The 16,331-nt window shown below is 49.8% G+C and carries 19 protein-coding genes and 2 tRNA genes; 9 read left to right on the top strand and 12 right to left on the bottom strand.

Annotation, left to right across the window (positions count from 1 at the left end):
- The first annotated feature begins 25 nt into the window (after positions 1–25).
- From ssaR to ssaU, 4 genes are read left to right on the top strand one after another with little or no spacing between them, the layout of a single operon-like run.
- Positions 26–673 (top strand): SPI-2 type III secretion system export apparatus protein SsaR, encoded by a 648-nt coding sequence (gene ssaR / locus AAYN39_RS18350; protein WP_000056360.1) that lies wholly within the window; start codon positions 26–28, stop codon positions 671–673.
- On the top strand, positions 670–936 hold the full coding sequence (gene ssas / locus AAYN39_RS18345) for an SPI-2 type III secretion system apparatus protein SsaS (protein WP_000999977.1): 267 nt from the start codon (positions 670–672) through the stop codon (positions 934–936). Before ssaR ends, ssas begins: the two co-directional genes overlap by 4 nt.
- Positions 937–1,716, top strand: a complete 780-nt coding sequence (ssaT, locus tag AAYN39_RS18340) for an SPI-2 type III secretion system apparatus protein SsaT (RefSeq protein WP_000194051.1) — start codon at positions 937–939, stop codon at positions 1,714–1,716.
- On the top strand, positions 1,713–2,771 hold the full coding sequence (gene ssaU, locus AAYN39_RS18335; protein WP_001291715.1) for an SPI-2 type III secretion system apparatus protein SsaU: 1,059 nt from the start codon (positions 1,713–1,715) through the stop codon (positions 2,769–2,771). The genes ssaT and ssaU overlap by 4 nt, the downstream gene beginning before the upstream one ends.
- A gap of 157 nt (positions 2,772–2,928) precedes the next feature.
- Here ssaU and AAYN39_RS18330 read toward each other — a convergent pair.
- From AAYN39_RS18330 to mdtK, 3 genes are all read right to left on the bottom strand, one after another.
- Positions 2,929–3,005 (bottom strand) — tRNA-Val (locus AAYN39_RS18330).
- A 10-nt stretch (positions 3,006–3,015) separates the two neighbouring features.
- Positions 3,016–3,092: transfer RNA gene (locus AAYN39_RS18325), tRNA-Val, on the bottom strand.
- Between the two features lie 151 nt (positions 3,093–3,243).
- The gene (mdtK, locus tag AAYN39_RS18320; protein WP_001175077.1) at positions 3,244–4,617 is read right to left on the bottom strand and encodes a multidrug efflux MATE transporter MdtK; all 1,374 of its coding nucleotides are present in this window, start codon (positions 4,615–4,617) and stop codon (positions 3,244–3,246) included.
- A 216-nt stretch (positions 4,618–4,833) separates the two neighbouring features.
- Here mdtK and AAYN39_RS18315 point away from each other — a divergent pair, with 216 nt between their 5' ends.
- Positions 4,834–5,475 carry a riboflavin synthase gene (locus tag AAYN39_RS18315; protein ID WP_000493973.1) on the top strand — a complete coding sequence of 214 codons (642 nt, stop codon included), beginning with the start codon at positions 4,834–4,836 and terminating at the stop codon, positions 5,473–5,475.
- Between the two features lie 41 nt (positions 5,476–5,516).
- Here the strand turns inward: AAYN39_RS18315 and cfa are convergent, their stop codons facing one another.
- Both cfa and punC read right to left on the bottom strand, forming a co-directional pair.
- Positions 5,517–6,665: a cyclopropane fatty acyl phospholipid synthase gene (cfa, locus tag AAYN39_RS18310; RefSeq protein ID WP_000098879.1), complete on the bottom strand. Its 1,149-nt coding sequence runs from the start codon at positions 6,663–6,665 to the stop codon at positions 5,517–5,519.
- A gap of 288 nt (positions 6,666–6,953) precedes the next feature.
- Complete coding sequence (gene punC, locus AAYN39_RS18305) at positions 6,954–8,159, bottom strand: purine nucleoside transporter PunC (protein WP_001182326.1); 1,206 nt, start codon at positions 8,157–8,159, stop codon at positions 6,954–6,956.
- Between the two features lie 112 nt (positions 8,160–8,271).
- Between punC and punR the strand changes: the two genes are divergently transcribed.
- Entirely contained in the window at positions 8,272–9,204 is a 933-nt protein-coding gene (gene punR, locus AAYN39_RS18300) for a DNA-binding transcriptional activator PunR (protein WP_000269523.1), read from the top strand.
- Here the strand turns inward: punR and purR are convergent.
- Complete coding sequence (gene purR / locus AAYN39_RS18295) at positions 9,201–10,226, bottom strand: HTH-type transcriptional repressor PurR (RefSeq protein WP_000190992.1); 1,026 nt, start codon at positions 10,224–10,226, stop codon at positions 9,201–9,203. The genes punR and purR overlap by 4 nt on opposite strands.
- A 295-nt stretch (positions 10,227–10,521) precedes the next feature.
- Between purR and AAYN39_RS18290 the strand changes: the two genes are divergently transcribed.
- Positions 10,522–10,611 (top strand): YnhF family membrane protein, encoded by a 90-nt coding sequence (locus AAYN39_RS18290; RefSeq protein ID WP_000102277.1) that lies wholly within the window; start codon positions 10,522–10,524, stop codon positions 10,609–10,611.
- Between the two features lie 82 nt (positions 10,612–10,693).
- Here the strand turns inward: AAYN39_RS18290 and sodB are convergent, their stop codons facing one another.
- Entirely contained in the window at positions 10,694–11,275 is a 582-nt protein-coding gene (sodB, locus tag AAYN39_RS18285; RefSeq protein WP_000007299.1) for a superoxide dismutase [Fe], read from the bottom strand.
- Positions 11,276–11,401: 126 nt separating this feature from the next.
- Complete coding sequence (locus AAYN39_RS18280) at positions 11,402–12,223, bottom strand: C40 family peptidase (RefSeq protein ID WP_001779739.1); 822 nt, start codon at positions 12,221–12,223, stop codon at positions 11,402–11,404.
- Positions 12,224–12,557: 334 nt separating this feature from the next.
- Here AAYN39_RS18280 and grxD point away from each other — a divergent pair, with 334 nt between their 5' ends.
- Complete coding sequence (gene grxD, locus AAYN39_RS18275; protein ID WP_000108176.1) at positions 12,558–12,905, top strand: monothiol glutaredoxin 4; 348 nt, start codon at positions 12,558–12,560, stop codon at positions 12,903–12,905.
- A gap of 77 nt (positions 12,906–12,982) precedes the next feature.
- Here grxD and rnt read toward each other — a convergent pair whose 3' ends face one another.
- From rnt to AAYN39_RS18255, 4 genes are all read right to left on the bottom strand, one after another.
- Positions 12,983–13,630: a ribonuclease T gene (gene rnt / locus AAYN39_RS18270; RefSeq protein ID WP_001282267.1), complete on the bottom strand. Its 648-nt coding sequence runs from the start codon at positions 13,628–13,630 to the stop codon at positions 12,983–12,985.
- A 100-nt stretch (positions 13,631–13,730) separates the two neighbouring features.
- A complete protein-coding gene (gene gloA / locus AAYN39_RS18265; RefSeq protein ID WP_001237787.1) occupies positions 13,731–14,138 on the bottom strand; it encodes a lactoylglutathione lyase in 408 nt (135 codons plus the stop codon).
- A gap of 68 nt (positions 14,139–14,206) precedes the next feature.
- Entirely contained in the window at positions 14,207–15,304 is a 1,098-nt protein-coding gene (locus tag AAYN39_RS18260) for an alkene reductase (RefSeq protein ID WP_000092935.1), read from the bottom strand.
- Between the two features lie 58 nt (positions 15,305–15,362).
- Positions 15,363–15,962 (bottom strand): TetR/AcrR family transcriptional regulator, encoded by a 600-nt coding sequence (locus AAYN39_RS18255; protein ID WP_001041823.1) that lies wholly within the window; start codon positions 15,960–15,962, stop codon positions 15,363–15,365.
- 102 nt (positions 15,963–16,064) lie between these two features.
- Between AAYN39_RS18255 and AAYN39_RS18250 the strand changes: the two genes are divergently transcribed.
- Positions 16,065–16,304, top strand: coding sequence for a DUF1289 domain-containing protein (locus AAYN39_RS18250; protein ID WP_001538148.1), 240 nt, complete (start codon positions 16,065–16,067; stop codon positions 16,302–16,304).
- The last annotated feature ends 27 nt before the right edge of the window (positions 16,305–16,331 follow it).

The following is a 16,331-nucleotide window of genomic DNA, read 5'->3' as shown; positions in this document are numbered from 1 at the left end:
CAGGTCGTGTCATGAGAGATACAGTATGTCTTTACCCGATTCGCCTTTGCAACTGATTGGTATATTGTTTCTGCTTTCAATACTGCCTCTCATTATCGTCATGGGAACCTCTTTCCTTAAACTGGCGGTGGTATTTTCGATTTTACGAAATGCTCTGGGTATTCAACAAGTTCCTCCAAATATCGCACTGTATGGCTTCGCGCTTGTACTTTCCTTATTCATTATGGGGCCGACGCTATTAGCTGTAAAAGAGCGCTGGCATCCGGTTCAGGTCGCTGGCGCTCCTTTCTGGACGTCTGAGTGGGACAGTAAAGCATTAGCGCCTTATCGACAGTTTTTGCAAAAAAACTCTGAAGAGAAGGAAGCCAATTATTTTCGGAATTTGATAAAACGAACCTGGCCTGAAGACATAAAAAGAAAGATAAAACCTGATTCTTTGCTCATATTAATTCCGGCATTTACGGTGAGTCAGTTAACGCAGGCATTTCGGATTGGATTACTTATTTATCTTCCCTTTCTGGCTATTGACCTGCTTATTTCAAATATACTGCTGGCTATGGGGATGATGATGGTATCGCCAATGACCATTTCATTACCGTTTAAGCTGCTAATATTTTTACTGGCAGGCGGTTGGGATCTGACACTGGCGCAATTGGTACAGAGCTTTTCATGAATGATTCTGAATTGACGCAATTTATAACGCAACTTTTATGGATCGTCCTTTTTACGTCTATGCCGGTGGTGTTGGTGGCATCGGTAGTTGGTGTCATCGTAAGTCTTGTCCAGGCCTTGACTCAAATTCAGGACCAAACGCTACAGTTCATGATTAAATTATTAGCAATTGCAATAACTTTGATGGTCAGCTACCCATGGCTTAGCGGAATCCTGTTGAATTATACCCGGCAGATAATGTTACGAATTGGAGAGCATGGTTGAATGACACAACAGGTAAATGAGTGGCTTATTGCATTGGCTGTGGCTTTTATTCGACCATTGAGCCTTTCTTTATTACTTCCTCTATTAAAAAGTGGCAGTTTAGGGGCCGCGCTTTTACGTAATGGCGTGCTTATGTCACTTACCTTTCCCATATTACCAATCATTTACCAGCAGAAGATTATGATGCATATTGGTAAAGATTACAGCTGGTTAGGGTTAGTCACCGGAGAGGTGATTATTGGTTTTTTAATTGGGTTTTGTGCGGCGGTTCCCTTTTGGGCCGTTGATATGGCGGGGTTTCTGCTTGATACTTTACGTGGCGCGACAATGGGTACGATATTCAATTCTACAATGGAAGCTGAAACCTCACTTTTTGGCTTGCTTTTCAGCCAGTTTTTGTGTGTTATTTTCTTTATAAGCGGCGGCATGGAGTTTATATTAAACATTCTGTATGAGTCATACCAATATTTACCGCCAGGGCGTACTTTATTATTTGATCGGCAATTTTTAAAATATATCCAGGCAGAGTGGAGAACGCTTTATCAATTATGCATCAGCTTCTCTCTTCCTGCCATAATATGTATGGTATTAGCCGATCTGGCTTTAGGTCTTTTAAATCGGTCGGCACAACAATTGAATGTGTTTTTCTTCTCAATGCCGCTCAAAAGTATATTAGTTCTACTAACGCTCCTGATCTCATTCCCTTATGCTCTTCATCACTATTTGGTTGAAAGCGATAAGTTTTATATTTATCTAAAAGACTGGTTTCCATCTGTATGAGCGAGAAAACAGAACAGCCTACAGAAAAGAAATTACGTGATGGCCGTAAGGAAGGGCAGGTTGTCAAAAGTATTGAAATAACATCATTATTTCAGCTGATTGCGCTTTATTTGTATTTTCATTTCTTTACTGAAAAGATGATTTTGATACTGATTGAGTCAATAACGTTCACATTACAATTAGTAAATAAACCATTTTCTTATGCACTAACGCAATTGAGTCATGCTTTAATAGAGTCACTGACTTCTGCACTGCTGTTTCTGGGCGCTGGGGTAATAGTTGCTACTGTGGGTAGCGTGTTTCTTCAGGTGGGGGTGGTTATTGCCAGCAAGGCCATTGGTTTTAAAAGCGAGCATATAAATCCGGTAAGTAATTTTAAGCAGATATTCTCTTTACATAGCGTAGTAGAATTATGTAAATCCAGCCTAAAAGTTATCATGTTATCTCTTATCTTTGCCTTTTTCTTTTATTATTATGCCAGTACTTTTCGGGCGCTACCGTACTGTGGGTTAGCCTGTGGCGTGCTTGTGGTTTCTTCTTTAATAAAATGGTTATGGGTAGGGGTGATGGCTTTTTATATCGTCGTTGGCATACTGGACTATTCTTTTCAATATTATAAGATTAGAAAAGATCTAAAAATGAGTAAAGATGACGTAAAACAGGAGCATAAAGATCTGGAGGGCGATCCTCAAATGAAGACACGGCGTCGGGAAATGCAGAGTGAAATACAAAGTGGGAGTTTAGCTCAATCTGTTAAACAATCTGTTGCGGTAGTGCGTAATCCAACGCATATTGCGGTTTGTCTTGGCTATCATCCCACCGATATGCCAATACCACGCGTCCTGGAAAAAGGCAGTGATGCTCAAGCTAACTATATTGTTAACATCGCTGAACGCAACTGCATCCCCGTTGTTGAAAATGTTGAGCTGGCCCGCTCATTATTTTTTGAAGTGGAACGCGGAGATAAAATTCCTGAAACGTTATTTGAACCCGTTGCAGCCTTGTTACGTATGGTGATGAAGATAGATTATGCGCATTCTACCGAAACACCATAAATGCTTTTGGTATGCTTCTTCAGGCCACTGCGAAGGTTAAGAGGGTAATAGCGTATAGAGCAGTGCTTGACGATAAAGGTGAGAGACTGAAAATAATCGCTTTTAGCCTGGCACAAGCACCAGATAGCGTATTATAAAATTAAACAAGATAATGGATTGGTGCGTCTGAATGGACTCGAACCATCGACCCCCACCATGTCAAGGTGGTGCTCTAACCAACTGAGCTACAGACGCATTAAAATGATGGTGCGTTCAATTGGACTCGAACCAACGACCCCCACCATGTCAAGGTGGTGCTCTAACCAACTGAGCTATGAACGCAACGTTGTAGGTGACAACGGGGACGAATATTAGCGTCACAACCGCAATGAGGCAAGAGGGAAATCGCAATTTTCTTCCTGAAATCACCTGATTGCGGTGGAAATATGCAACATGTCGAAAAAATAGCCGCCATGCGACGGCTATCGTCGTATTATCGCGCAGCGCGCTGCAAAATGATGGCGGACGGCTGACGTTGTAGATAGCGCATCCGTAGCATCATTAACACCGCCGCCGAGGTCAGGCCGATGATGAACCCCATCCAGAAGCCTGCCGGTCCCATACGATCCACCACCAAATCCGTTAACGCCAGGATATAACCGCTGGGTAAACCTAACACCCAGTAGGCGGTAAAGGTGATAAAAAAGATGGAACGCGTATCTTTATAACCGCGCAGAATACCGCTGCCGATAACCTGTATAGAGTCGGAAATCTGGTAAACCGCAGCGAGCAGCATTAATTGCGCGGCAAGCGCCACGACCTCAGGGTTGTCATTGTAGAGCAAAGCAATATGCTTACGCAGAGTAACGGTAAAAATAGCGGTAACCACAGCCATACAAATGCCGACGCCTAAACCGGTACGCGCTGCGGTTTGCGCATCCAGCGTTGAGCCCTGGCCCAGACGATAACCCACTCGAATCGTTACCGCCGCAGCCAGCGACATCGGCAGTACGAACATCAGCGAGCTAAAGTTAAGCGCAATCTGATGACCGGCGACATCCACAATACCTAATGGCGAAACCAGCAGCGCAACGACCGCAAACAACGTCACTTCAAAGAACAGCGCCAGCGCAATCGGCAACCCCAGTTGAATCAGGCGCTTCATGACGACGCTATCAGGTTTGCCAAAGCCTTTTTCATTACGAATATCACGCATTGAACGCGCGTGTTTAATGTAAGAAAGCATGGCGATAAACATCACCCAATAGACCGCCGCAGTCGCAACGCCGCAGCCGATACCGCCGAGTTCCGGCATACCAAAATGGCCATAGATAAAAATATAGTTCACCGGAATATTCACCAGCAGGCCCAAAAATCCCATCACCATACCCGGTTTGGTTTTGGCCAGACCTTCGCACTGGTTTCGCGCTACCTGAAAGAAAAGGTATCCTGGCGCGCCCCACAGCAGCGCGCGAAGATAACCCACGGCTTTATCGGCCAGCGCCGGATCAATATTATGCATAGAGCGGATAATGTATCCGGCATTCCACAGGACGATCATCACCAGCACGGAGACAAAGCCCGCCAGCCAGAACCCTTGTCGAACCTGATGCGCGATACGCTCACGACGGCCGGAGCCATTGAGTTGCGCAATCACAGGCGTCAAGGCCAGCAGTAAGCCGTGACCAAACAAAATGGCGGGAAGCCAGATAGAGGTGCCGATAGCGACGGCAGCCATGTCCGTAGCGCTATAGCCTCCCGCCATGACGGTATCGACGAATCCCATTGCGGTCTGTGCCACTTGCGCAAGGATCACCGGTATCGCTAACGCTAATAACTGACGCGCTTCACTGGTATACTTCTGCACGTATTCACCTTTTATTTTGTTGTTATATGAAAGACTAAAAAGCCGCCGTAGTGGCAGCCAAAAGAAATAGCAGGGGAAATTTCAGTCTATTGTAGCGGGGTATTACTATTTCTCCAGTGAAAAAACAGTTGTTAACGGCGCATTGCTGGCAAGCTGTTTTTCCACCTGCTATTGTGCTGAACAGTTCTGCGTTTATTTATTTCAGGAGTTGAAGATATGTTTACGGGGATCGTACAGGGTACCGCGAAACTGGTATCGATTGATGAAAAACCCAACTTTCGCACCCATGTGGTGACGTTACCGGACTACATGCTGGAGGGGCTGGAGACGGGGGCGTCGGTAGCGCATAACGGATGCTGTTTGACGGTAACTGAAATAAACGGCAATCAGATAAGCTTTGATCTGATGAAAGAAACGTTGCGCATCACCAATCTGGGCGCGTTGAGGGTAGGTGATGAGGTCAACGTAGAGCGCGCCGCCAAATTCAGCGATGAAATCGGTGGACATCTGATGTCGGGGCATATTATTACGACGGCGGAGATCGCGAAAATCCTGACCTCTGAAAATAACCATCAGGTGTGGTTTAAAGTGCAGGATGCGTCCCTGATGAAGTATATCCTGTACAAGGGCTTTATCGGCGTCGACGGCATCAGTTTGACCGTCGGCGAGGTAACGCCAACGCGCTTCTGCGTGCATCTCATTCCGGAAACGCTGGAACGTACTACGCTTGGCAGAAAAAAACTGGGTGAGCGTGTGAATATCGAGATCGATCCGCAAACGCAGGCGGTTGTCGATACCGTAGAACGCGTACTGGCTACACGAGAAAATGTGGTCAGAAATCAGGCCGACATTGGCTAACGGAAAATAAGATTCCCCCGCATGAAATGCGGGGGAGATGATTAGCGAGGAACGCGCAGACCGTTTTCAACGCCGCGCGTAAATACCACCTGCCAAAGCTGGATATCACGCGCGCGAAACGCACCCGCGCAGGCGTTGAGATAATAGCTGAACATACGTTTAAAGCGCTCGTTATAATTGCCCGCAATCTCTGGCCAGGCATTGATAAAGCGCTCATGCCACGCCATCAGAGTCGTGTCATAGTCGGCGCCAAAGTTATGCCAGTCTTCCATTACAAAGTGTGATTCGCTGGCCTCGGCGATTTGACGAACAGACGGCAAGCAACCGTTGGGGAAAATATACTTATTGATCCACGGATCGACATTATGATCGGTTTTTTTAGAACCAATAGTATGGAGCAGGAAAAGACCATCCGGTTTTAAATTCCTGTCAACAACTTCAAAATAGGTGTTGTAGTTTTTTGGCCCGACATGTTCGAACATGCCGACGGAGACGATTCGGTCAAACTGATCGTTAAGGTCGCGATAATCTTCCAGGAGAATGGAGACATCCAGACCTTCGCAACGCGTCTGCGCCATTTTTTGTTGTTCAGCGGAGATCGTTACGCCCACCACGCTAACGCCATAATGGGTCGCCATATATTGCGACAGGCCGCCCCAGCCGCAGCCGATATCCAGCACACGCATCCCCGGTTGTAGCTGTAGCTTTTCGCAAATTAATTTCAGCTTGGCTTGCTGTGCCGCTTCCAGCGTATCGGCATCTTTCCAGTAGGCGCAAGAATATTGCATATAGGGATCGAGCATACGGGAAAAAAGGTCATTACCAAGATCGTAATGTTCCTTGCCGACAATCCAGGCGCGTTTTTTACTTTGTAGATTAATCAGACGCGCGCCGAGGATACGGAGCGTATCTTTGACATGGTGGGGGAGTTGATTTTCAAGACCGGCACGTAAGACTTTGCTGAAGAAAATATCCAGACGCTCGCATTCCCACCAGCCATCCATGTAACTCTCACCTAACCCCAACGATCCTTCCTGGAGGACGCGTTTAAAAAAATCGGGATTCTTAACACGAATGTCAGACGGGGCGGAACCATTAATTGTAATATCCGCACGACTTAACAATTCGTTGGCGATTCGGTACCAGTTATCATCCGGTACGCTGACTTCTTCTATACACGATGAACTCATAGTTTCTCCATCACTGGACGGTGATCAGAACCTTAAAACAGCGTAGACGCTTTTTTGGCTTTGTGAGAAATCCCACGGACAATTCCGTGAGCCAGTTATCCGACGTAGAACAGAGGAAGGGAGGAGCCCTTGCCGAAAAGGCCATCCATGGTGAATCGGGAACACTCCGGTTCCCGTTAATGCCTAATAATTATCGTAATATAACAACCGGGAATCAGTATAGGCCGCAATTTTTGATGATTCAACCGAAAATTGTTAGCGTGCTAATTACCAGCGGTTAACAAGTCTTTAGTGAGACTTGTCGTGGGCGACATTGGCATGGGGAAATCCAGTCTCAGCGCAATCTGCATGAGACTGCATTTTGTAACCTAACGCCGCCAGAACAACGGTAGAGAGCATTACGCTGGTGGTGGTCAGCAGCGGCGTGCTGATGAGCCATGAAACCACCAGGCTTGCCAGGAAACATAACCCCAGTTGCAGCGTATTTTGTAGCGCCGCAGCGCGCCCCGTGGCTTGAGGGAAAGGGCGTAACGCTTGCGCGACGACGATAGGGTAGATTGCGCCATTAGCAATCGCCATTACGCAGAAAGGAATCAGGATCTCCACCAGTGAGGCATTATTCAGAAGGCCCGCTCCCCAGGTGGCGATAACGCTCAGCGCATACAGCCCTAACAGCCACGGAAGCAATTGGTAGCCCTGCCATTTTTGTAGCGCCGCGCGGCAACCATATCCGCCAATCAGAAAAGCGATGGTTTGAGGAACATAGCTCAGGCCAATCACTGCCGGGCTGTAACCCATCGCGCTGAGAATAAACGGGGACCCTGTTAGCCACGCAAAAAAGCTGGCGGAACAGGCGGCATAAATCAGCACATTACCGCGATAGGTTTTAGAGCGTAACAACGTCGCGAAAGTGAGTTTATCCTGTCCTTCGGTACGCGCTTTTACCGATGGTTTTAAGCGCAGCGCCGGCAACATCAGCAACAACGTAATCACGAACAGGGTGGCGAAAATCACCTGCCATGAGAAATGCGTCAGTATCCAGCTTCCCAGTAAGGGCGCAAGCGCCGGGGATAATCCCACCAGTGGCATGATCGTGGCGAAGATACGGTTAATTTTTTGCGAAGGATAATAATCGGTCACCAGCGCTTGCCAGATTACCGTTGCCGCACAAACGCCGACGGCCTGCACAAAGCGCAGCGTCAGCAGTGCTGCCGCGCTTTCTACCCACAGCATCCCCAGACTTCCGAGTGCAAAGATAGATAACCCCAGCAGTAAAATCGGTTTACGGCCATAACGATCCGATAGCGGTCCCCAAAGTAGTTGCGCGACGGCAAAGCCAGCTAAAAACAGGCTTAGGCTGGCGCTGACAGCGGCGGCAGGCGTTTGTAAATCCGCCTGTATGGCGGCAAACGCGGGCAGGTACATGTCCGTAGCCAGAAATCCCAGCACGCTAAGGCCGGCTAACCAGACTAAAAAACCTTTTCCAGGTTGCATATTTGTTTCTCTTTCTTATCAGACAGACATTGTCGCAGAGTGTAGGGAGTGAAATTACGGTTGTGAAACGTTAATATTTGTCCAGTGAATTCAAAATTTTTGTAGGCAAATTATGTGGTCGGAATACTCGCTTGAAGTGGTTGACGCCGTGGCGCGCAATGGCAGTTTTAGCGCGGCGGCGCAAGAACTGCACCGTGTGCCTTCAGCAGTCAGTTACACCGTTCGTCAGTTAGAGGAGTGGCTGGCCGTACCGCTTTTTGTACGACGTCACCGTGATGTTGAACTAACGCCTGCTGGCGTCTGGTTTTTAAAAGAAGGGCGTTCTGTTATCAAAAAAATGCAGATCACTCGCCAACAGTGTCAGCAAATTGCTAATGGCTGGCGCGGGCAGTTAGCTATTGCGGTGGACAATATCGTCAGACCAGAACGTACCCGGCAGATGATCGTCGATTTTTATCGTCATTTTGACGATGTGGAACTGCTGGTTTTTCAGGAGGTGTTTAACGGCGTCTGGGACGCGCTCTCCGACGGGCGTGTCGAACTGGCGATTGGGGCGACGCAGGCGATTCCGGTAGGGGGGCGTTACGCTTTTCGGGATATGGGGACCCTGAGCTGGAGCTGCGTAGTGGCAAGCGATCACCCGCTGGCGTCGATGCCTGGGCCGTTAAGCGATGATACCCTGCGCAACTGGCCGTCGCTGGTCAGGGAAGACACTTCGCGAACCTTACCGAAACGGATTACCTGGTTGCTGGATAACCAAAAAAGGGTCGTCGTACCGGACTGGGAGTCATCGGCAACCTGCCTGTCGGCAGGACTATGCGTGGGAATGGTGCCGACGCATTTTGCCCGACAGTGGATAGACAGCGGAAAATGGGTGGCGCTGACGTTAGAGAATCCGTTTCCCGATGCGGCCTGTTGCGTGACGTGGCAGCAAAACGAGGCCTCGCCCGCGCTGGCATGGCTGCTGGACTATTTGGGCGATAGCGAAACGTTGAATCGGGAGTGGCTGCGGGAGCCAGAAGAGGCTCCCGACAGCGGGGATTAACGCCGATAGTCGCGGAACGGGCCGTCAGCGACCGAGCGACGCTCAACCAGGCGTGGATGAACTTCAATAGACTGTGACTCTTCACGCTTATTGACGATGCGATCCAATAGCATATTAAATGCGGTTTCGCCTAAAGAGTCTTTGGGCTGGTGAATCGTCGTCAGCGCCGGGGTAAAGAAACGGGCGTTACGCACATTGTCATAACCGATCACCGAAACGTCCTGCGGTACGCGAAGCCCCATTTCGTCAGCTGCGCAAAGCGCGCCCATCGCCATAATATCGCCGCCGCAGAAAACGGCGGTAGGGCGATGTGACTGCGATAAGATTTGCTGCATCGCGTGGTAACCGGATTCCGGCTCGAAGTCGCCCTGAACAATCCAGTTGTCCGGCACGTTGATCAGCGCCTCCTCCATGGCTTTCATAAAGCCTGCCAGCCGCCCCGCGCCTGTGTTGCGCTCCAGCGGGCCGGGAATAACGCCGATATCCCGGTGGCCGCGCTCAACCAGATAACGACCCGCCATATAGCCGCCTGCAAAGGCGTTATCAATCACCGTGTCGGTAAAATCGGCCTTCGCCTCACCCCAGTCCATCACCACCATCGGAATATGGCGATACTCTTCCAGCATGGAAAGCAGAGGTTCTGGATACTCAGAACACATCACCAGCAGGCCATCCACGCGCTTTTGCGCCATCATGGACAGGTAGGCGCGCTGTTTTTCCAGGTTATTCCAGGCGTTGCCTAAAATCAGCGTATAGCCTTTCTGGAAACAGTTTTTTTCAACTGCCTCGATAATTTCGGCAAAATAGGCCGCTTCGCTGCTGGTCGCCAGTAAGCCTATCGACTTGGTATGGTTAACCTTCAGGCTACGCGCGACGGCGCTGGGAGAGTAGTGCAGCTCTTTAATTGCCGCCCAGACCGCGTTACGCGTTTCTTCAGCGACAAAACGCGTTTTGTTGATTACGTGTGATACAGTTGTAGTGGAAACGTTTGCCCGTTTCGCTACATCTTTAATTGTTGCCATTACATTTCACTCCAGACCCTCGCTAAGCTCCTGAGAAACGCCAGGTAAACGTTTGCCTACACACACCCTAATCGCAACATCAGGGTTGCGGCACGCCGGAAAAACGACACGGAACGTCAGGAAGGGGTCAATGGCCGTTACGCTAATTCAGTAAGCCTGGAATTTTGTCTGATCTTGAGGAAAAGGGGAAGCGTTAAAAACAGTTATCAATATAAAACATGAGAGATTTTTGTGCGGGAATGTGCAAAAATGCGCTATATCACTTTTTGTGTGGGAATAAAAAGGAGAAAACTTGATGAGTACCGACCTGAAATTTTCGTTGATTACTACGCTGATTGTTCTGGGCGTGATTGTCGCAGGTGGATTAACGGCCGCTCTGCACTGATTTCCTCTCTTCTGAGAGTGGGCGTCTCCTCTATTCTATCCCTCTCTAAAACGCAGAAGGCGTACCTTCTGCGTACTCAGACTTATGCGGCGAGATTTTTCGCAACAAATTCCCAGTTAACCAGCGCCCAGAAATGCTCCAGATAGTTTGGACGGGCGTTGCGGTAGTCGATGTAATACGCGTGTTCCCACACATCAACCGTCAGCAACGGCGTTGCATCCGTAGTCAGCGGCGTACCGGCATTTGAGGTAGAAACGATAGCCAGTTTGCCATCAGCGCTTTTTACCAGCCATGTCCATCCGGAACCAAAGTTTTTGATAGCGGCATCGGTGAACTGCGCTTTAAATTCCGCGAAGCTGCCAAAAGATGCCGCGATAGCATCAGCCAGTTTCCCGGTCGGTTCGCCGCCAGCGTTTGGCGCCAGGCAGTTCCAGTAGAAGGTGTGGTTCCACACCTGAGCGGCGTTATTAAAGATGCCGCCTTCGGAAGTGCGCACGATCTCTTCCAGCGATTTGCCTTCAAACGCCGTGCCTTTGATCAAATTGTTAAGATTGGTCACGTAAGTCTGATGATGTTTGCCATAGTGATATTCCAGCGTCTCAGCAGAAATATGCGGCGCCAGAGCATCTTTGGCATACGGTAATGCAGGTAATTCGAACGACATTGCTTCTCTCCTTATTATTAATATTGCGCACGCACAATAACCCTGGTGCGCGTAAGGATAGGGTAGCAAATTGAGAGGTGGCGCAAAAGAAGAAGTTATCCTGTCGTTAAACGACAGGATAAAATATTAGCGAATTGTTTTAGGCGTCATCACCCGGCGGGCGCCGACATAATGACGCTGCCAGTACTCTTCGTTCAGTGAGGTGATCTTAATTTCCTGACCGCTGCGCGGAGACTGGATAAACTTACCGTTGCCGACATAGACGCCAACGTGATCAGCGGTGCCGCGCCCCTGTGTACGGAAGAACACCAGATCGCCGTTTTTCAACTCGCTACGCTCAATGGGGGCCGCGTCACGCAGGTGATACATCTCATTCGCCGTTCGGGGGATACGGATCTTCACTAAATCTTTATAGGCATAATAAACCAGACCGCTGCAATCAAAACCGGTGCGCGGCGATGCGCCTCCCCAGTGATACGGTTTACCAATCTGATTCATGAGCTTGGACATCGCGGTTTTCGTCGCCTTTTGTACTTTTGCACGATGCGCATCGGCAATAGAGACCGGCAATGTTCCTTTCCCCTTCACGCAGTGCGGCTTACGGCCTTTACGCGTCGTGCATTTTTCCGTTACGTCGAGGGCGGCGATTGACGTGGGCGCGGTTCTGTTACGACGATGCGTCGTATGACGAGATTTTGTGGCGGCGGTGGTACGTTTTGGCGTAGAAGCGGAAGAAGAACGGCTGGTTTTTGAGGTTTTTTTTACGTTTTTTTTGCTGGTTTTACTGATCTTTTTAGTTGTGCTTTTCTTTTTATCTGCCGTTTTCGTGACATGAGAAACAGCAGGCGTCGCTTTGGCTTGCCTGGAAGCATGGGCCATTGGCGTAAAGGGGAGAGTAGTAAAAAGTAAAGCACAGAGCGTGATCGAGATTTTGTTTATCCGCGCCACTGAGCAATCCTCTGTTAAAGGCAGGCGATTCATGCCTGCGTATGATTTACAAAACCTGATAATTCTAATCTACAAAAGCACAGATTGGTAATTGCTTTTGGTTTCTGAAGCTATGTTTCGTTAACAGATGTAAAAAAATAGCAATTAATGCTAAACACGAACGCGTTATCTACAAATCACTGCGCGGCAACCCGCTTAAAAGATATTTTGTATACAACTTATTCCCGCAGACGGTAAAATAATAAGGCATGATGAAAATGTTATTTTCCGTTGCCAGCCTGACCCGTTACAATGACAGGCTTCGGTCGTAAAAGTAGTTTAAGGAAGCGAGACAATGAGCACCACTATCGAAAAAATTCAGCGCCAGATCGCTGAAAACCCGATTCTCCTGTATATGAAAGGTTCACCGAAACTGCCAAGCTGTGGTTTCTCTGCGCAAGCCGTTCAGGCGCTTTCAGCCTGCGGGGAACGTTTTGCCTATGTTGATATCCTGCAAAACCCGGATATTCGCGCTGAATTACCGAAATACGCCAACTGGCCGACATTCCCACAACTGTGGGTGGACGGCGAGCTGGTCGGCGGGTGTGATATTGTGATTGAAATGTATCAGCGTGGCGAGCTGCAGCAGCTTATTAAAGAAACTGCGGCAAAATATAAAACTCAGGAGCCGGACGCAGAGTAATCTGTGAAAGGGGAAAGCGACCTGTAAAGGTCGCTTTTTTACCGCCATCGTGAGCAAGAGCGGCGTTGTTAGCCTCGTTATTTGTCCGTCGGCAAAGGTAACGGCCAGCCGCCCAGGCGCTTCCAGCGATTGACGATTTCACAAAACAGCACCGCTGTCCGCTCGGTATCATACAAAGCGGAATGGGCTTTTTCACCGTCAAACTCCATACCTGCCGCCAGGCACGCTTTTGATAACACCGTTTGTCCCAGCGCCAGTCCGCTCAATGCCGCAGTATCAAAGGTGACGAACGGATGAAACGGGTTACGTTTCAGCGAGGCGCGCTCTGCGGCGGCCATCATAAAACTGTGATCAAAAGTGGCGTTATGCGCGACCATAATGGCGCGGCTACAACCGCTGTCTTTGATACCTTTACGTACCATTTTGAAAATAGCGTGTAGCGCCTCATATTCACTCACCGCGCCGCGTAGCGGGTTAGAGGGATCGATACCGTTAAACGCAAGCGCTTCCGGCTGTAAGTTGGCTCCAGCGAACGGCTCTACATGGAAATGCAGCGTCATGTCCGGCATCAACCAGCCTTGTTCATCCATTTTCAGCGTGATGGCGGCGATTTCGAGCAGCGCATCGGTTTTAGCGTTAAATCCTGCAGTTTCAACGTCGATGACGACAGGATAAAAACCACGAAAACGGTCGCACAGACCGGAAAGTTGAGCGTTATCGGACATCTGAGTCTCTTAATACGAAAAAATGCAGCGCGTATTATGGCAAATTTTACGCCGGGATGCAGTAAAACAACGGGCGCAGTGACCTGCGCCCGGCGGGGGATCAGTTACCCAGACCGCGGCCTGCGTCTTTAGCTTCAATCAATTCGATTTTATAGCCATCCGGATCTTCAACGAAGGCGATGATGGTCGAACCGCCTTTTACCGGCCCCGCTTCACGGGTCACGTTGCCGCCGTTCTGACGAATGCGTTCACAGGCTTCAGCAGCATTGTCAACGCTCAGCGCGATGTGCCCATACGCATTGCCCATGTCGTAGCTCTCAACGCCCCAGTTATAGGTTAGTTCGATGACCGCTTCTTCCGTTTCCGGACCATATCCCACAAAGGCCAGCGAGTATTTGTATTCCGGATTCTCACTGGTACGCAGCAATTTCATGCCCAGAACGTTAGTGTAAAAAGCGATGGAACGCTGCAAATCGCCGACGCGCAGCATAGTATGCAATAAACGCATTTTCGTTGTCCTTAAAATAGTCAAGATATTCAAAGTATAGCGGCGATGTGAGGCCGCTATCAATGAAATTACAGAGTAGGGTAGTCAGTGTAGCCTTCCGCGCCGCCGCCATAAAAACTTTCGGGACGCTGTGGATTAAGTTCCGCTTTACGTTGCAGACGCGCCACCAGATCCGGGTTAGCGATGTAATCGCGACCAAACGCCACGGCGTCAATCAGCCCTTTTTCGATCAGATCTTCCGCTTTTTCTGGCGTATAGGCGCCAGCGCCGATGATGGGACCGTGGAAACGCGCGCGCACTTTTTCACGGAACGCGTCGCTGTACGGTTCGCCGCCCGCCCAGTCTGGTTCAGACATATGCAGATAAGCGATGCCGCGTTTGCCTAACGCTTCAATCAGATAAAGGGCGTCAGCTTCTTCATTCGGGCCGTTATCGACATTCTGGAAAGTGCCGACAGGAGAAAGGCGGATGCCGATACGGTCCGCGCCCCATTCCTTAATGCCGGCATCAACCACCTCCAGCACCAGACGGGCGCGATTCTCTACGCTGCCGCCGTACCGATCGGTACGGTGATTAGAAGACGGTGAGAGGAACTGGTGCAGCAGATAACCGTGCGCGGAGTGCAGCTCCACCAGATCGAAGCCTGCCTCTCGGGCATTGGCGATAGCCTGGCGGAAATCGTTGACGATCCCGGGGATCTCATGAGTATCCAGCGCGCGCGGCGTGGAAGTTTCTACGCGGATGGCCTGGCCGTTTTCGTCACGCAAAGAGGTGCGGGTTCCCGCATTGATAGCGGATGGCGCGACGGGCGCTTGTCCGCCTGGTTGCAGGCTGGCGTGTGAAATACGGCCCGTATGCCACAGTTGCACCGCCATATGGCCGCCCTGGGCATGGACTCCCTGAGTGATTTTTTTCCAGGCGGCGATCTGCTCATCGCTGTGTAATCCCGGTGCGCCGGCATAGCCTTTCGCCTGCGCGGAGATTTGTGTGGCTTCGCTGATGATCAATCCGGCGCTGGCGCGTTGACGGTAATATTCCGCCATTAACGGCGTAGGAATGTCGCCCGGTTCAATACTCCGCAAACGCGTCAAAGGCGCCATAAATACGCGATTTGTCGCCGTGATGGCACCCACCTTGAGGGGGGTAAACAGTTTTGCTGATGACATAGTGGCTCCTGATATAAGTAGACCGGTCGTCTTGTAATAAAGGAAATAAAAACGCCCGTTACTGCTCAGGCGTTGCAATGATGGTCTTAACATGCGCCAACGCATTTTCCAGCGGCGCGGCGCTACGGGATATTTTGGCCTGCAAATTGGCGCCCAGCCACAGGGCATAAAGTACCTGCGCCTGTGGCAACGGCTGGCCGGTGAAATGTAAACAGTGGCTATTACGGCCATCTTCCAGCGCGCGTGCAAGCAGTGCCATGATCTCCTGCGCCCCTTTATCCATCGTAGAGCGCATATCCTCCGACAGATCGCAGACTTCCGCTGACAGTTTCACCGTCAGGCAACCGCTGATGGCGCCTTGCTGGCAAAACTGCTTTAACGTTTCCTGATACCAGGCGAGAAGACGATCGCGATGATTACCGGGACCGGAGGTGAAGTGCGCCGTAAGACGCTGATGATAGCAGGCGTAATGTCGCTCAAGCATGGCGACGCCGAAGGCTTCTTTCGAGCGAAAGTAGTGATAAAACGACCCTTTAGGTACCTGGGCGGTTTTGAGCAACTCGCTAAGCCCCATGCCGGTAAAACCCCGTTGCATACAAAGCTGCTCGCCGGTGGCCAGCAGATGTTCGCGGGTATCATGTTCGGTTTGCTTATTCATGACAGGCAGTATAGTAGACCAGTCGGTCTACTGCAAGCAGAGTTGCCATAATGTCAGTTAGCGTCTTCAATAGTCATAAGCGCCAAACGTTGAGGAGGGGATGTGGCCGAGCAGTTGGAGTTTTTTCCTGTAGCAAGCCCATGTCGCGGTATCTGCCAGTCTGATGAGCGTGGCTTTTGTCGGGGATGTATGCGCAGCCGCGACGAACGGTTTAACTGGCAAAAAATGAGCGATGCCGAGAAACAAAATGTACTGCGGCTTTGTCGCCAGCGTTTCTTGCGTAAAATACGCGCAAATAAGCCTCTCCCATCGGAAGATCCTCAACAACCTTCACTCTTTTAAACGCGGAATTGCGTATACTCAACCTCA

Origin of the sequence: Salmonella sp. K21076, assembly GCF_039650795.1 — a bacterium.
Taxonomy (GTDB): Bacteria; Pseudomonadota; Gammaproteobacteria; order Enterobacterales; family Enterobacteriaceae; genus Salmonella; species Salmonella enterica.
This window is presented reverse-complemented; position numbering and strand designations above follow the sequence as displayed.

What these genes read in the sequence shown, in the direction of transcription:
- ssaT (WP_000194051.1), top strand. Translation starts at nt 937, where the DNA reads ATGACACAACAGGTAAATGAGTGGCTTATTGCATTGGCTGTGGCTTTT.
- cfa (WP_000098879.1), bottom strand. Translation starts at nt 6,665, where the DNA reads ATGAGTTCATCGTGTATAGAAGAAGTCAGCGTACCGGATGATAACTGG.
- punR (WP_000269523.1), top strand. Translation starts at nt 8,272, where the DNA reads ATGTGGTCGGAATACTCGCTTGAAGTGGTTGACGCCGTGGCGCGCAAT.
- ssaU (WP_001291715.1), top strand. Translation starts at nt 1,713, where the DNA reads ATGAGCGAGAAAACAGAACAGCCTACAGAAAAGAAATTACGTGATGGC.
- AAYN39_RS18315 (WP_000493973.1), top strand. Translation starts at nt 4,834, where the DNA reads ATGTTTACGGGGATCGTACAGGGTACCGCGAAACTGGTATCGATTGAT.
- sodB (WP_000007299.1), bottom strand. Translation starts at nt 11,275, where the DNA reads ATGTCGTTCGAATTACCTGCATTACCGTATGCCAAAGATGCTCTGGCG.
- ssaR (WP_000056360.1), top strand. Translation starts at nt 26, where the DNA reads ATGTCTTTACCCGATTCGCCTTTGCAACTGATTGGTATATTGTTTCTG.
- ssas (WP_000999977.1), top strand. Translation starts at nt 670, where the DNA reads ATGAATGATTCTGAATTGACGCAATTTATAACGCAACTTTTATGGATC.
- AAYN39_RS18290 (WP_000102277.1), top strand. Translation starts at nt 10,522, where the DNA reads ATGAGTACCGACCTGAAATTTTCGTTGATTACTACGCTGATTGTTCTG.
- AAYN39_RS18260 (WP_000092935.1), bottom strand. Translation starts at nt 15,304, where the DNA reads ATGTCATCAGCAAAACTGTTTACCCCCCTCAAGGTGGGTGCCATCACG.
- grxD (WP_000108176.1), top strand. Translation starts at nt 12,558, where the DNA reads ATGAGCACCACTATCGAAAAAATTCAGCGCCAGATCGCTGAAAACCCG.
- purR (WP_000190992.1), bottom strand. Translation starts at nt 10,226, where the DNA reads ATGGCAACAATTAAAGATGTAGCGAAACGGGCAAACGTTTCCACTACA.
- AAYN39_RS18255 (WP_001041823.1), bottom strand. Translation starts at nt 15,962, where the DNA reads ATGAATAAGCAAACCGAACATGATACCCGCGAACATCTGCTGGCCACC.
- gloA (WP_001237787.1), bottom strand. Translation starts at nt 14,138, where the DNA reads ATGCGTTTATTGCATACTATGCTGCGCGTCGGCGATTTGCAGCGTTCC.
- rnt (WP_001282267.1), bottom strand. Translation starts at nt 13,630, where the DNA reads ATGTCCGATAACGCTCAACTTTCCGGTCTGTGCGACCGTTTTCGTGGT.
- punC (WP_001182326.1), bottom strand. Translation starts at nt 8,159, where the DNA reads ATGCAACCTGGAAAAGGTTTTTTAGTCTGGTTAGCCGGCCTTAGCGTG.